The 12,726-nt window shown below is 56.2% G+C and carries 16 protein-coding genes and 1 pseudogene; 11 read left to right on the top strand and 6 right to left on the bottom strand.

Annotated elements, in window-relative coordinates; all coding sequences use genetic code 11:
• Window positions 1–120 precede the first annotated feature (120 nt).
• From G7064_RS21335 to G7064_RS21320, 4 genes are all read left to right on the top strand, one after another.
• Window positions 121–435 (top strand): hypothetical protein, encoded by a 315-nt coding sequence (locus G7064_RS21335; RefSeq protein ID WP_166075356.1) that lies wholly within the window; start codon window positions 121–123, stop codon window positions 433–435.
• Between the two features lie 200 nt (window positions 436–635).
• Window positions 636–1,025, top strand: a complete 390-nt coding sequence (locus G7064_RS21330) for a hypothetical protein (protein ID WP_166075355.1) — start codon at window positions 636–638, stop codon at window positions 1,023–1,025.
• A gap of 170 nt (window positions 1,026–1,195) precedes the next feature.
• Window positions 1,196–1,690: a hypothetical protein gene (locus G7064_RS21325; protein WP_166075354.1), complete on the top strand. Its 495-nt coding sequence runs from the start codon at window positions 1,196–1,198 to the stop codon at window positions 1,688–1,690.
• Window positions 1,691–1,874: 184 nt separating this feature from the next.
• Window positions 1,875–2,216, top strand: a complete 342-nt coding sequence (locus G7064_RS21320; protein ID WP_166075353.1) for a hypothetical protein — start codon at window positions 1,875–1,877, stop codon at window positions 2,214–2,216.
• 660 nt (window positions 2,217–2,876) lie between these two features.
• Here the strand turns inward: G7064_RS21320 and G7064_RS21315 are convergent.
• The 4 genes from G7064_RS21315 to G7064_RS21300 form a co-directional block, all read right to left on the bottom strand.
• Window positions 2,877–3,353 (bottom strand): hypothetical protein, encoded by a 477-nt coding sequence (locus G7064_RS21315; protein ID WP_166075352.1) that lies wholly within the window; start codon window positions 3,351–3,353, stop codon window positions 2,877–2,879.
• Window positions 3,354–3,868: 515 nt separating this feature from the next.
• Window positions 3,869–4,324: a hypothetical protein gene (locus G7064_RS21310; RefSeq protein ID WP_166075351.1), complete on the bottom strand. Its 456-nt coding sequence runs from the start codon at window positions 4,322–4,324 to the stop codon at window positions 3,869–3,871.
• Window positions 4,325–4,476: 152 nt separating this feature from the next.
• The gene (locus G7064_RS21305) at window positions 4,477–4,737 is read right to left on the bottom strand and encodes a hypothetical protein (protein ID WP_166075350.1); all 261 of its coding nucleotides are present in this window, start codon (window positions 4,735–4,737) and stop codon (window positions 4,477–4,479) included.
• A 391-nt stretch (window positions 4,738–5,128) separates the two neighbouring features.
• On the bottom strand, window positions 5,129–5,845 hold the full coding sequence (locus tag G7064_RS21300) for a hypothetical protein (protein ID WP_166075349.1): 717 nt from the start codon (window positions 5,843–5,845) through the stop codon (window positions 5,129–5,131).
• 668 nt (window positions 5,846–6,513) lie between these two features.
• Between G7064_RS21300 and G7064_RS21295 the strand changes: the two genes are divergently transcribed.
• The 5 genes from G7064_RS21295 (at window position 6,514) to G7064_RS21275 (ending at window position 9,569) form a co-directional block, all read left to right on the top strand.
• On the top strand, window positions 6,514–7,194 hold the full coding sequence (locus G7064_RS21295) for a hypothetical protein (protein WP_166075348.1): 681 nt from the start codon (window positions 6,514–6,516) through the stop codon (window positions 7,192–7,194).
• Between the two features lie 170 nt (window positions 7,195–7,364).
• Window positions 7,365–7,634 (top strand): hypothetical protein, encoded by a 270-nt coding sequence (locus G7064_RS21290; protein WP_166075347.1) that lies wholly within the window; start codon window positions 7,365–7,367, stop codon window positions 7,632–7,634.
• A gap of 90 nt (window positions 7,635–7,724) precedes the next feature.
• Window positions 7,725–8,267, top strand: coding sequence for a hypothetical protein (locus G7064_RS21285; RefSeq protein ID WP_166075346.1), 543 nt, complete (start codon window positions 7,725–7,727; stop codon window positions 8,265–8,267).
• 178 nt (window positions 8,268–8,445) lie between these two features.
• On the top strand, window positions 8,446–8,931 hold the full coding sequence (locus G7064_RS21280; RefSeq protein WP_166075345.1) for a hypothetical protein: 486 nt from the start codon (window positions 8,446–8,448) through the stop codon (window positions 8,929–8,931).
• A gap of 125 nt (window positions 8,932–9,056) precedes the next feature.
• Window positions 9,057–9,569: a hypothetical protein gene (locus G7064_RS21275; protein WP_166075344.1), complete on the top strand. Its 513-nt coding sequence runs from the start codon at window positions 9,057–9,059 to the stop codon at window positions 9,567–9,569.
• 170 nt (window positions 9,570–9,739) lie between these two features.
• Here the strand turns inward: G7064_RS21275 and bla are convergent.
• Window positions 9,740–10,461: pseudogene (bla, locus tag G7064_RS23365) on the bottom strand (subclass B1 metallo-beta-lactamase).
• A 410-nt stretch (window positions 10,462–10,871) separates the two neighbouring features.
• Here bla and G7064_RS21265 point away from each other — a divergent pair.
• Both G7064_RS21265 and G7064_RS21260 read left to right on the top strand, forming a co-directional pair.
• Complete coding sequence (locus tag G7064_RS21265) at window positions 10,872–11,648, top strand: HpcH/HpaI aldolase family protein (RefSeq protein ID WP_166075343.1); 777 nt, start codon at window positions 10,872–10,874, stop codon at window positions 11,646–11,648.
• A 353-nt stretch (window positions 11,649–12,001) separates the two neighbouring features.
• The gene (locus tag G7064_RS21260; RefSeq protein WP_166075342.1) at window positions 12,002–12,214 is read left to right on the top strand and encodes a hypothetical protein; all 213 of its coding nucleotides are present in this window, start codon (window positions 12,002–12,004) and stop codon (window positions 12,212–12,214) included.
• A 120-nt stretch (window positions 12,215–12,334) separates the two neighbouring features.
• Here G7064_RS21260 and G7064_RS21255 read toward each other — a convergent pair whose 3' ends face one another.
• Window positions 12,335–12,670 carry a TfoX/Sxy family protein gene (locus G7064_RS21255; RefSeq protein ID WP_166075341.1) on the bottom strand — a complete coding sequence of 112 codons (336 nt, stop codon included), beginning with the start codon at window positions 12,668–12,670 and terminating at the stop codon, window positions 12,335–12,337.
• Between the last annotated feature and the right edge of the window lie 56 nt (window positions 12,671–12,726).

The following is a 12,726-nucleotide window of genomic DNA, read 5'->3' as shown; positions in this document are numbered from 1 at the left end:
CGGTTCCGGCAGTTGTGGGTGAGCCGGCTGGTGACGGATTTGCACCGCTGGCACGCGCAACTCGCCGCGCAGTACCCGAACTTCTATCTGGGGGTGTGGCTGTTCGAGCCGCGATTTGGCATGTCCCAGTTGGTCGCCGCCGTGGCCGACCAACAGCCGTATTACGACGGGCTGTTTGGGGTCGCCCACGAGCGGGCCCTGCCGCCCGAGTACCGAACGCTGCCGGGCGTGCAGGACCTATGCTGGCGGGCGTATGCGCACGTGGAGGCCTTGTGGCCGGAAGACGTGGCCACGCTCGGCAAGCGGGCCGTGCGCAAACCCCAGTGGCGCGAGGAAACAGCAGACGGGCAGCCCTACGTAGTCGTGCAGATGGGCTGGATCTGGGTCGGGCAGGTAGCGCCTCGGGTTGGGGTACCGGGTGGAGCAGCCAAGTGAAAAGGCGGTTTTTTTCGTTGAAGAGTTAATTACCGTACGGCCGGTGAGTGGATCACTTACCCAGGCAAATAAGGCAACTATCCCCCCGTAAGATGATTGAGCACAAGCACGTATACTCCTTTAAGATAAGAAGCTACACGCCTTTTACCGGCTTGGTCCTTACCGCGGGAACAGTTCGAACGTTGCTTTACAGCATCCCCGTGGATTACGTCTTGGACGGCTACCGACTTGTCCGCAACGAGGCCGTGCTCCGGACCGAACGGGCGGAATGGGAGCGGCAAATAGAAACCGTCATCGGACTGAAAGGGCAAATAACTCACAAGCATCCCCTTTTTCCTCTAAGTAATGACGCGGATCTGTTCGAGTATTTCCGGGCCAGTCAGCAGTTGCTCGCGCTCTATGTGCGTGATGATTCCCGTGTGGTGGGGGTCGTGCAAGCCGTGTATCGCCACTCGTTTCGGGTACTGCTGCTGAGCCCGCAAGGCCAGTGGCTGGCACACGATAGCTTTCTGTTTAAACGGATTAAGATCCTAGAGATAGGAACCGACTATTTGCTGTCGCTGCAGTTGTTAGCCTCTTCCCGGCAGTAAGCGAGGGGAACGACCAAGTTTGAGGCGTTGCTGCTGGACTTTTAACACCGTTTATGTTAAGAAAGGATTCTCAGAAAATCGCCAAAATGGTAGGCGCCCCTTTTCTGCCTTTTGTCTAACTAGCGGCTTCTTCTAAAAAGCAAACGCCTGGTCTGCTCTATCTTCACGCTATGCAACAAGGGTACACGCGCGCTTGCCTCTTGGCCGGTATCAGTCTGGGAGCTATCCTGCTGAGCTATTGTGAACCAGTAGACCACCCCATTACTCTCGGAGCGGCGCAGTCGCTCCCGCTGGCGGGCCGTTGGCGCTATGATTCTAGTCGAACAACCCTCGCTGATGCTGCTCAGCGAGTGGAGAATACGTTTTTAGATCCGATACCACCCAAGGCTGTGCTGCTGATTGACTCGGCGCAGTGGCGCTACGCGGGCAGCATGCGAGAGGAGCATGTGTACACCCGCCATGGAGATACGCTGCTGGTGAGCCGGGTGGGGGATCGTCACTTAGTGGACCAGCACTATATCCACCCAGACAAAGTGGGCAAAGTAATTTTTGGCCCCGATACCCTTTTGATTACCACCCTGACTCCACACCGCCTCATTGTCGAGCAAAGGTCACGCTATTCCGATGGTTCTACGCGTACTAACTGGCTCTACCATTCTCGGTAAGGAAGCAGCATCAAGCCATAATACCGCTATACTAGAACAAATAACCTTTCTATCAGCTCTTGATGGTGCTTCTTACTTATAATGGCCATTCTAGGACGCAATGTGTTTCGTCGCGGCCCGTACATTCGCAACGAGCTCCCTACGCGACCCTTCTGTTTTTAACTCTATCTCCGTGATCTGGCCCATGCGTCCCTTTGACACTGCCAAAGACGTGGTGCTCCGTATTCTGGAAGATGATCCTACCGAACTCTGGTTTCTGGTGGCCGAAATTCACAAGCTCTATCCGCATGCCTCGTTGACAGAGCTCCAAGCGGTAACCCAGCACGTAGTCCTCGACCGGATGGCGGAGCATCCGATCCACTTGTTTGATCCTAGCACGGAATTGCCCTTACCCCACTGTGCCGACCGCGTGAGCGAGCTGATTGCCGCCTTATTTTCCCGCTTGAACCGCCTGCCCGATATGGGGGACGGCATCTGGTTGGGCATAGCGGCCCCGAGTCCTAGGAGCGAGCAGATCGAAGGGTAGGAGGAGGAAGGAAAAAGGAAGGGCGTACTTGATGCCACGAGAAGCTGTTTTATATAACTGCTTAGACAACTATGGACAGCTTTCAATCTCCGTTACGCTTTCGCCTGTGGGAGTATACCGTCAGTCATAGCACCTTGCTGCTCCGGCATCATGAGGCAGATTCCTCCTTTACCGTGGACATCCTCTTTTCCGCGGTGATCTACTTGGACATCCCCAATCGGTTTGATGGACTAGTGATCGGAACGCCCACAGCGGAAGAGGAGGAACGTCTACTCCGACGCTGCCAGAAAGTGAAGGAGCCGATGCCCGACTACCAGCCCTATCGGCTGCAAACCGGCTCGGCCCGTTTCTTCCTGGTGGCGTCGAGCTGTTGCGTGTATGAAACCCAGCAGGGGTATAACAGCTCCCTCCCTTATGGACTTTTGGAATTACCCCACAGGGAAACTAGTGTATAGCAAGCTCAATCCGGCCGCCATTGCCTACCAGCAACAGAATCCGACGGAATAGCAGAACAGCACGCTTTCCCGACCAGATCCTGCACTTTGTCATTTGACATAACCGACCTTCTCGGATTAACTTAGACTAACATAGTCGGGGCTTATGCTACTTGGACTAGCCGCCTCAGAACGACCTCCCCAACTAGATTTACGGGTTGATAGTCTAGCGGTTAGAACCTGTCGTTCGTGCCACCCGAGAATAGGTAATAATGCTGGTGAGAGTCGTGGTATCGGACCACGGCAGGGCCTGTCGTACCACCAAGCGTGTAGTCGTCAACGAGTCAATGGTGACGTTCCCGCTGTCGCCCGGTATCCTTACCGCGCCAAGTCCTTGCCCTTGCTCGCGGTGAAACCCCGTGGGCGTGCGGGTATAGCGAGCCCTTACCAACACCTTCCCGCCTTGGTAGTGGAGCACTTCGGTGGGGGTGAATTCGCACACCACCCGCCCGGGCTCGTAGAGGTCCGTTCGGGTAGACACCTGGCGTCCTGAACCATTGGTTTCCACACTGTAGCAACTCTGGCCTTCCCATATCCCCTCCACGGGCACGGAGCGGACGACGGACTCTGACTCCACCCCTGGCGTGCAGGTGGCACTTAAGCCTGCAAAAAGAACAAACCCAAAGAAGTGTTTTTTTAGCATCTCTTAACTTAATGAAATTTACCAAATTTGTGCTTTTGCTTATCCTATGCTGAACGGGGAATGGCAATACACTTCTTCCGGTTATTGCTCGAGGTCATACATTGCAGATGCCGTTCGCGCTTATTCTTCGTGCTGAATCGGTTTGCTGACTTTGACTTCTAACGCGAGGTTTTGGGGCATGGTGTAACCTTAGCGTCCATTGCTTGCAAACGCTACTTTCGGTAACCGTCCGCTGCTCGGCACCAACTTCCCGTGGGCTACTGCCGAGCTGGGAGAGTGTACGAAATTGGTCTACGATTCCTCGTTTACGATACGCATCCCTTCGGGGCATTTCGTAAACTCAAAACCAGGTACTTTCTCGGGCCTGCACAAACAAGATTTTGGGGGCAGAGGGAAGTGCAATCTTTCCCACTGCTTTCTTGGTTTCGTTGCTTACCATAATGGCCATTCTAGGACACCTCTCGCACAAGCCATCTGGCTACAGCGACAAGGATAAGCATTTTCCTTGGTTGGATTTAGGACGAGGTAAAGAACTGCACGTGAGGTGACTCCAGCAAAAAATCACAGCCTAGATACGCGGCTAGCTCTTGTGATTTAGTCAGGCGAACGCGGCAGTACTGGTGGTCCATGGTTCGCTCCACCGTCCAGTCAAAGAAATCAATGAAGTGAAACTCGTGCTCGGCAGACTTTAACTGAATTACTTGCCACTCCGTCGTCGTCCCTTGGGCTTTCCCCCATAAGGCTTCTAGCCCTAGAGGACCTAGGCAAGGCACCACTCGGATAGTGGGATAGAAGCCCGTGGACGTCTGCTCGACGGAAGACCCTTCGCTTACTTGTTTGACAACCGTCTGCTCAAAGAGCCTGCGACTGATGTCGTCGAAGTACTCTCGATAGTCCCATTCGCTTTCAACCCAATTAACTCGAAGGAAATAGCTGTTCCAGAGGTGTCGGACACATTCTCGATAGGCCAAAACGCTCTCTGTAATCTCGTTCATGACTAGTATAATAAAGGACTTTTTAGATCAATCTAAGGTCTATAATTAACATAACCGACCTTCTAAGACAGCAATAAGCCGTAAGCGCTTCTCACCAGTTTGGTTTTCGTCAACGGGATACCACCTAATCAATCCATGGGAGGTGCTGACGGGGCCGCTGCATGCTGCTTAAATAACCGGTATAGCAGCACAGCAAGTGTTCCTACATTAATCCCCCACCAAAGCCACCAGCCCACCGTTACGCTACGCTCGAACCGCTGATATGCTTCGTCCTCAAGCAGGTGGGTAACATCGCCATAGCTCATCGACAGCATTGCCAGCAGAAGGTAGGCCACGATATCCACCAACAGGACGGAGCTGACGAGCACAATTGTTTTCCAACTAGGCATGTGCAAAGAAACCCTTCTTTCAGCAAACCACAGAAACTCGCCCTACACCTAGCTAGCCGATTTCATTGACACAGCAAACAGGATTTTTGAGGCAGTAAGGGAATACCATTGTTTCTCTTCGATTCAGGGAAAAGTCGCTTAACGTAATCGCAGTTATACACGGGGTCTCGGAATAAGGGTAGGTTTCGGCCCGCCCAGCTGCTGTGCCTGGCGTGGTACTTTGGCAGGAGACCGAGTGCCGGGTTGGACGTTAACGAAACGCATCCCCTCGGCGCGTTTCGTTAACGTTGAATTGTAGACGAGTTTCGTAAACACCCACATGCTGCAGGGCTCACGGGCACCTGGTGCCGGCTCGCTGCTAGGGCTGCACGGAAAGGAGCGAATTATCTTGTTACTTCATCTCCAGCAGTTCTACTTCGTCCACGTAATAGTAGGCGGCGGCCTGGCCCTTGTACGTCACTGCGTTGCGCCGACGAGTCAACCTGTCTTTATAGGCTTTGAGCGTCAATACCTCCCGCGAAAGGCCCAGGGACAAGTAGGCCCACCGATCAGTGGCGGTGAAGGTAACTGACACTTCCCGCCAAGCAGTGTCCACAGCCGCAATGTCCAGGAGCAGGGCCTGACTCGTTTCTCTTTTTCCCATTCGGTTAAAAGGCCCTTTCCTTAACAGGGGTGTCAGGTGCTGACTGGTAAAAACAGACGAATCGGCCAACGCAAGCAAGACGCTGAACCGATAGGTTTTCCCCGGGCGAAGCGGAGTAGCGAGCGGCGTCCAAATAGACTCGGTCACCTCCAACGATTTGCTCATGCTGAGGTGTTTAGGTTCGGTAAAGAGCGCTATACCGGCGTAACACCGCCCTACCGCGGGGTGTTGGAAACCCACGTAGTTGTCCGGTACATTCAGGCCGTTTTCTGTACCGTTGGTGCACGTGCTAAACAAGTCGGGCGTCAACCCACCGTTTTTCCACCCTTTCGCGCAATCAATGTCACCCACGGCTTTGGGACAGATGGTTAGTTGCTCAAAGCCCCCATTGGCCACCAAGGATTGCGCCTGGGATGCCCCAACTGACAACAGTACGAGCGCAATCGAATGGAATAAAGTATTCATTACTACCGGTTTTGCACAAACCTAGGTTAAGGCCCTCTTGTCCCTCCCTTAACGTACGCCACGGTCCTGGCAGGAACCAGTTCAAGTTGCAGGAAAACGGTGGTTGAAGCAAGGGAGAGCTTTACCTGCTGACCCCGACGCCTCTGCTGTGCGGCTGCCCGGCCTGACGCACGCGCTGCTGCGCCACCTGACGATAGGCCTCTTGCTGCAACTGTGGGTTCACCTCAACGAATCCATAGCAGAGTGCCCGATGATAAGGACCGATAAGCCGGGTCGTATCGGTTCCTATCGGGAGTCTGAACAGTTGTTAAACGCTCGGTTAACTTCTGTACAGCGTCAACAGTCCGTGCTGATAAGCTGCTCTTATCAGGCCTTATGTCGGGCGTTTTACAACGGGATTTCGTAAAAGGCTTCTCTGGAACAGATAGCATTTCTGGCGCTGCTTGTACCGGTGCGGGCAGCCCAGGTAGCGGAGGCCAGGTAGCTACCGCTCATGTAAGAAAAGGCTTGTTACATTCGACGGCAGCGCACAACCCCATTTTATTGTTCTTGCGTCCATGTCCTTTCCTCGTCTTTGTTTACTCTTTCTTGCCAGTGCAGTAAGTGTCCATGTCAGCACCGCCCAAACCAGGAAGATAGGCCACGCCCCTGAGCCCATTTCACCGGCGGTGATCGCGCAAATCGAAGCCTCGTTCATTCGGTATCCGGTCTGCAATCAAGACGTGGCCTGCTTGGAGTGCGCGGCGGTACCGGTGCAAGTAGGCAGTCTCCGACTTACCGATTACTTCCGGCAGGCGCTTCCGTTGCCGCAAACCAATGCCTTGACCGGTATGGTGCTGGTGCATATCGATATCGACGACGAGGGGGTACCCTGCTGTCGGAGTGTGCAGAACTATACCGATTCGCCCCACCCGCAGGTCCAACAGCTGAACCTAGACCGGGTGGTGGCAGCCATGCCGCGGTGGCAGCTGGTGCGGCAGAATGATCATGCTGTGTCCTCGTCTACGAGCCTGCGCTTCGTGTTCGCGGGCCCGGCCGGGTTCTACGCCGAGCCGTTCTTTACCGGGGGATTACACCCGCAACTGACCGATACCCTGGGTATGGCCCGTAGCGGGTGGCGCTGGGTAGTGCCGCCTCAACCGGTCGTTCCCTTACAGGCCGGGGAGTACGCCCAGTTTGAGTTTAGTATCGGCCCGACCGGGAAGGTACACTCAGTTAACTTGGCTCGTACCAATGCCACGGCCGCCCAAGAGGCTAGCTGCCGCCAGGCGCTGGAAGCGGCCGCGTTACAGCCCGTGCAGCAGGCGCAACAGCAGGACAGGGGGTACTTTTCCTTTATCGGAAAGTGAGCCTTTCCGGTAGCTGCGTTTACTGAAATGGTGGTTTACGTAAGGGAAACTCCTGTTACATCCTGTCAATACCACCCTTCTTTGACTGCCCCCGTTGACTTCTTCAGCACTAGACCTGTACGGTTCGGTACTACCTTGTGTGGCTCCTAACAACTCCAGTCCTCGCTCCTATGCACAATCCAGTGGGCATATTCGCCGTGGAAGACGCCTTCCACCTCACTCGCCGCGGGTGGGTACTCGTAGGGGAGGTAACAGGACAGGTTGATCCGGGTAATTGGCTCGTCTTTGAACCCGAAGTAACACTCGTAGTAACTAGTGTGGAGGCAATTAACAAGCAAGGGGTACATAAAACAGGCCTGCTGGTGTCCCCGCATTTGGCGAGCCGGTACGAACTACCTGGCCAGCAACTTATTGGGAACACGGCCCAGATCATGCGCTAAACATGGATAAGATCCGATAAAGCATTGATAGCGGCCCCTATCGTCGTCCCGTGGTAGGCGAGTTCCAGTGGAAGCCAATCAACCCGATACATGAGAGGAAAAAGAGTACACTTCTTTGCCGAGGAACAGGATTTACGGCAACTCATCTCCGCCTTTGAAGCACTAGCCCCCGGCTGCCAGTACTTCGAGACGGGTTCTTTCGCCAGCAGTACCATTCCCACGTACCACTCTCTCCTGGACGTGCCCAACTTGGGTACGGTTCACCATGGTGACTGGATACATGCCAGGGGTGTCTTGGTGCTGCCCTCGGACATCCCCTTAGTTATTCGCCCCGTGGACCAGTTGGCAGGGGGCGTGCGGTACATGATTGACCAATTAGCGAATCCCTATGGGTTTGTACTCAAGCTTGGGGGGATATTCCAGCCAGGCGTACTAGTGGCCAGTGGGGCGAGTACACTCGCGACGGATGACGCCTCTCTTGCCCTGTTTGGCAGCCTCGCGAGAAGAGTCAAAAAGCAGACTAGAGTGGATACTTTCTACGTCGGCCATCAGGCCTACTCACATTTGCAAGCAGGCTGGCGTTTAGTCCTTAATGTTCGCTCACCTATAGAATACGACTTACCTAAACAGTAAAAGTAAGTTTTTCCATAAGGTCCGATCAGCTGCTCTGATCGGACCTTATGGAAGTGCCAATACGTGTCTCTATACCCAAGACCTTGGAAAGAGGGTAGATTTAAGCTCGTGAAATAAACTAGTCGCTCCTTTAAGCCTAGCCCTTCTCTTCCTGTTCTGCCTCTTACTTTCCCTCTCTATGCACCGTCTGATCGGCTGTCTCCTGTTTTTCCTGCTAACCAGCTGCGGAGTACTGGCGCAAAACTTTCAGTTCGCGGGTAAAGATGCGGTCAAAGTACCCGAGGTACCCCTGAAGCAAATCCGCCACTATGTCGAAACCCACGATAAGGTTTCGCAGCAACCCATTGGAAAGGACTATCCCTACCTGCCCGTGTTCAACGTACTCAAGCCACAGCAGAAACAATTTGGGGATGGCCTCTATTACTTCAGTTGGGGATCGCACGACCCGGGCCGACTATTCCTTCACCAGCAAGGCACGCTTACTTTTCTGGCCAATGGCTCCGTAAAAAGCATCTTAGCTGATTATACCGCTTACCTGAATCGGCACCGGCTCGCAGACACGACGCAACTTGCCTATCTCTCGGCGATTGCCGCCTTCATGAAGTTCCGCTATGAGGCGGAGAGAATATTGGTAGAGGGTGGTGAGCTCATCGAGCCCCGATAAGGTTTAATGAAAGAGGCGTTATAGGCGCAGTGTCGGGAAAGTATTGATTCGTAGGATGGTTTTAGAACAACCGCATTGGCACTTTGATTGGGCAATCCTCGGGAACACTGACTGTTCTTAGGCCCATGAATGAACTTATCAGCGCTATTCTCCACACCCACGTAGGGCAGGTGCGGGCGTTCGTTCACACGAAGCCGGAGTTGCTCACACAACTGACCCCGAACGGGCAATTGCCCTTGGAGCTGGCCAAGGCGAAGGGCCACAAACGGATTGAAACTGCCATTGCCCGTGCCATGGACGTGAAGGCTCACTATAGCGCTGCCGAGTTGCAACAGCTTCTGGTCGACTACATTGCCGACATGAGCGAAGAGTACTATGCCGCCGGGTGGTACGACTCCATCGAATGTGAACTGTGGGCCTTGCTGATGGGCGATGACCTGGGAGGAGGCCTGCAGCGAAGATGGAACCGCCTCATTGACCCCGAAGAGCTGGCTGATTTGCGGTTCCTAGCCGAGCACACCCAGTGTTGGGCGATGTGGAACGAGAATCACCACAACGACCCGAATGCTGAGGACGTGTTGGTCGTGGCGCTGCCGGACTGGCAGCCCATGTTCAACGCGTGGTTGGCGAAGCACTAAAGTAAGCAGTCCTAAACAGGGCTGTACCCTCTTTGCTGGGCTATCTAACCAAGGGAACGACGCTAGAATAAGGTTCGATAAGACCCTTTTTATCGGACCTTAGCCTTTCCGGCAGGAGGTGTTAAGGCCGGTCACACGGCGCGGCCCCGCAGCGGGCAGGGTAGCCACTCCTACTGAAACAAGTGGATAGTATAGTCACTCAATTCCATCCCGCCGGCTTGGCCATGGCCGGGGATCAGCACCTTGGTCGCGGGGTAGGTTTGCCGGAGCCGGGTCACCGTCTGCGGCCAGGCCGGCACGTTGGCATCGTCCAGGTTGCCCTTGGCCGCGCCCACTTCCTTGATCAAGCACCCGCCGAACAGCACCTGCTCGGCAGGAAAGTAGGCCACGATATTGTCCCGGGTATGGCCTTCGCCCAGGAAGTGCGCAATCACGTCCTGCCGGCCCACGCGTAGCACCAGCCGATCCGTGAAACCCTGTTGGGGGAGCACGGCGTTTTGGGCCCCCGCCAGCTGGATGGTGAGCGCATGGGCGTAGGAGGGAATACGGCGTTGGTGGAATTCCCGTAGCCCCCCAAGCAGTCGTCATGAAAATGGGTGGGCACCACCGCCGTCACCCGCGCTTTCCACTGTCGCTCGATCACTTCTAAGAGTTCGCGCGAAGCGCTGGCCGTGGCGGGCGTATCGAAGACAATCGCTTCCCCGTTCTGGACAATCACCATCCCGTTGCAGGCTACTCGGCCGTAGCTAATAGTTTCCAGAAACGAGGTATGCTGGTAGACATGCGGAGAGACCTGCTGCAGGAGCAGCGTTTCCGACTGGTACGCCAGCGGGGCCGGTGGGGCAGCCCGGCAGGCGACGAGGAGCAGCAGCAGGAAAACAAGGGGACGCAGGGCGTTGCGGCGGTGGGCGAAGGACATCATCCGGGAGGGTAAAGCGGTGGGCCCCGACGGGCGGGAAACCAAAAATACACGTCTGCGCCGAAGCCGTGCTTCTTTAGCCCAGTCGCGACCGGCATGACGGCTCTTCGTTTGACCTATCACCCCTCGCTGAGAGTTGCCGTGTGTCACCTTTCTTAAATGCTCCCTTGTGAAACGTGACGATTGCGGGTATTCCCAACGGCTCCCCTTGTACACCCCGACGGTTATCAAAAGCCACCAGCGGAAGATAGCCGACGGTGGCTCCGCGGGCGGGATGGACTACGGGGCGGATACCTTTCAGCGGGCGGGAGACGCGCGGGTTGGCGCAAAATCCCCATCTTACGCCGGCCCCCACCGGCCGCCTCACCTAACCCCTCACCTGCATGCACAACCACCTGCGCGCCCACCTGCAGCAGGGCATCCCCACGCTGGGCACCTTCGTGCAACTGGGGGATCCGGCTATTATTGAATGCCTGGCCCTGGCCGGGCTCGACTATGTGGTCCTGGATCTGGAGCATGGTCCCGGCAGCCTGGCGGGGGCCGCCGCCCAGATCCTGGCCGCTGAACGCCACGGCCTGACCCCGCTGGTACGGGTCAAAGATGCCTCCCGCGCTTCCGTCATGAACCTGCTGGATCAGGGGGCGCAGGGGCTGGTGATTCCGGCCATCAAAACCGTCGAGGAGGTCCGCCGCCTGGTCCAGTATGGCAAGTACGCACCCCTAGGTGAGCGCGGCTTTGGCCCGTCCCGGGCCTCGGCCTTCACCTACGCGCCGGCGCTGCACGACCTAGGGCAGTATTTAGAGCGCTGCAATCGCGAGACGCTGCTCTTGCCCCAGTGCGAAACCCGCGAGTGCCTGGAACAAGTAGAGGAGATCGTGCAGGTGCCCGGGGTGGATGGTCTCTTCATTGGGCCCTTTGATTTGTCCATCGCCTTGGGCGTGCCGGCCCAGTTTGAGGCCGAAGTCATGCAGGCGGCATTGCGTCGCATTCTCTCCGCCTGCCAGGCGGCGGGCAAGTACTGCTTTATCTATGCCGACCGGACCCGGGCCCGGCAGCGACTGGAGCAAGGCTTCTCGAGCGTGGCCACGAGCATGGACACGATCGAGCTCATCCACGCCTACCAGCGGCTCGTGCGCGACGTGCGGGGGGAAGCGCCTTAGGGCGTATCAGGAGGTAAAGAGGGATAGAACTTCGAAAGCAGCGGTCATCGAGCAGGCCGCCAAGTTGGTCCTTGGTCTGCTCGCCCCAAGGTACGGGATGAGTAGGCGCCGTTCATAGCTGGTGCCTGCGTCGCCCGGAGAAAGTCCTGTACGGCGCGGCGCCCGGGGTGACGCGGCACGTTGGCAGGCTATAACTTATACTATTTTAAGTTGTATGAATCATGGATAGTCAGTGAACGGGCGATAGCCCGATCAGTTTTTACTTTAACGTATTCAACACGAACACCGTAGCAAGGATGTTACAAGCAGGTGTGGCTAGAAAGTTGCGCTAGCAAATAAAACGTTTCCTAGGTATGGCCTCTCTTCCTTCGCTCCTCCCGGCCCAGCGCCAGGCCCTGGGCTTAGCCCTGCGTCTGGCTCGCCTTCCCCACCTCGCGCTCGAGCCCTATGAGCGCCTGCTTTTGGAGGGCTTTGAGCGGGGCGAGCTCACGCTCGATCAGGTGCTGACCCACGTGGAGGCTTCCGCTTTTGCGCCCGAGCGGCGCGTGCTGCCCGCCTGGGCGTAAGGTTGGCCTTGCGTAAACGGTTGGTACAAAGGGTAAACGAGCGGGCCGGCTGGGGGCTCCCACTCGCTCCCTTCAGGGGCAAATGCACCCGGCACCCTACGTCCCCCTCGTAACGCCGCGTTAGAGTGGTTTCTGCTTCGGTTTCTTCGCTTTGGGCGGCGGTAGTTCCGCCACCGTAAGCCGGACCAGTTGTTGCAGCCATTGCCGGTCCTCTACGCCTTCCGCAATCAAAAAGCTGGGTTTTGCGCCAGGATAGGGGGCGGCTTCCACCACCTGCTGGAGGAAGGCCCTGCCCGCTATGGTTGGTTTCACGAACAGCTTGTTGTCGCAGACGAGCGCAAATAACGTGTCCCCGGCGTACAGGCCGTATTCGCCAAACATTTTCTTGCCGATGATCGGCCCCAGACCCTGCAACTGGTCGAGGATAAAATCGACGAACTTCGGGTCCGTGGCCATAGAGCGAATCAGCTGGGTGTAACGCGGGCTTGTACGAGAAGATAACCCCGTTCGGC

Source organism: Hymenobacter sp. HDW8 (genome assembly GCF_011305775.1).
Taxonomy (GTDB): Bacteria; Bacteroidota; Bacteroidia; order Cytophagales; family Hymenobacteraceae; genus Hymenobacter; species Hymenobacter radiodurans.
The sequence above is the reverse complement of the archived record's forward strand: the minus strand, read 5'-3'. Positions and strand labels throughout refer to the sequence as shown.

Coding starts and splice junctions, on each gene's coding strand:
- G7064_RS21260 (WP_166075342.1), top strand. CDS start 12,002: ATGGCCTCTCTTCCTTCGCTCCTCCCGGCCCAGCGCCAGGCCCTGGGC.
- G7064_RS21320 (WP_166075353.1), top strand. CDS start 1,875: ATGCGTCCCTTTGACACTGCCAAAGACGTGGTGCTCCGTATTCTGGAA.
- G7064_RS21255 (WP_166075341.1), bottom strand. CDS start 12,670: ATGGCCACGGACCCGAAGTTCGTCGATTTTATCCTCGACCAGTTGCAG.
- G7064_RS21275 (WP_166075344.1), top strand. CDS start 9,057: ATGAATGAACTTATCAGCGCTATTCTCCACACCCACGTAGGGCAGGTG.
- G7064_RS21280 (WP_166075345.1), top strand. CDS start 8,446: ATGCACCGTCTGATCGGCTGTCTCCTGTTTTTCCTGCTAACCAGCTGC.
- G7064_RS21315 (WP_166075352.1), bottom strand. CDS start 3,353: ATGCTAAAAAAACACTTCTTTGGGTTTGTTCTTTTTGCAGGCTTAAGT.
- G7064_RS21335 (WP_166075356.1), top strand. CDS start 121: ATGTCCCAGTTGGTCGCCGCCGTGGCCGACCAACAGCCGTATTACGAC.
- G7064_RS21265 (WP_166075343.1), top strand. CDS start 10,872: ATGCACAACCACCTGCGCGCCCACCTGCAGCAGGGCATCCCCACGCTG.
- G7064_RS21325 (WP_166075354.1), top strand. CDS start 1,196: ATGCAACAAGGGTACACGCGCGCTTGCCTCTTGGCCGGTATCAGTCTG.
- G7064_RS21290 (WP_166075347.1), top strand. CDS start 7,365: ATGCACAATCCAGTGGGCATATTCGCCGTGGAAGACGCCTTCCACCTC.
- G7064_RS21300 (WP_166075349.1), bottom strand. CDS start 5,845: ATGAATACTTTATTCCATTCGATTGCGCTCGTACTGTTGTCAGTTGGG.
- G7064_RS21305 (WP_166075350.1), bottom strand. CDS start 4,737: ATGCCTAGTTGGAAAACAATTGTGCTCGTCAGCTCCGTCCTGTTGGTG.
- G7064_RS21285 (WP_166075346.1), top strand. CDS start 7,725: ATGAGAGGAAAAAGAGTACACTTCTTTGCCGAGGAACAGGATTTACGG.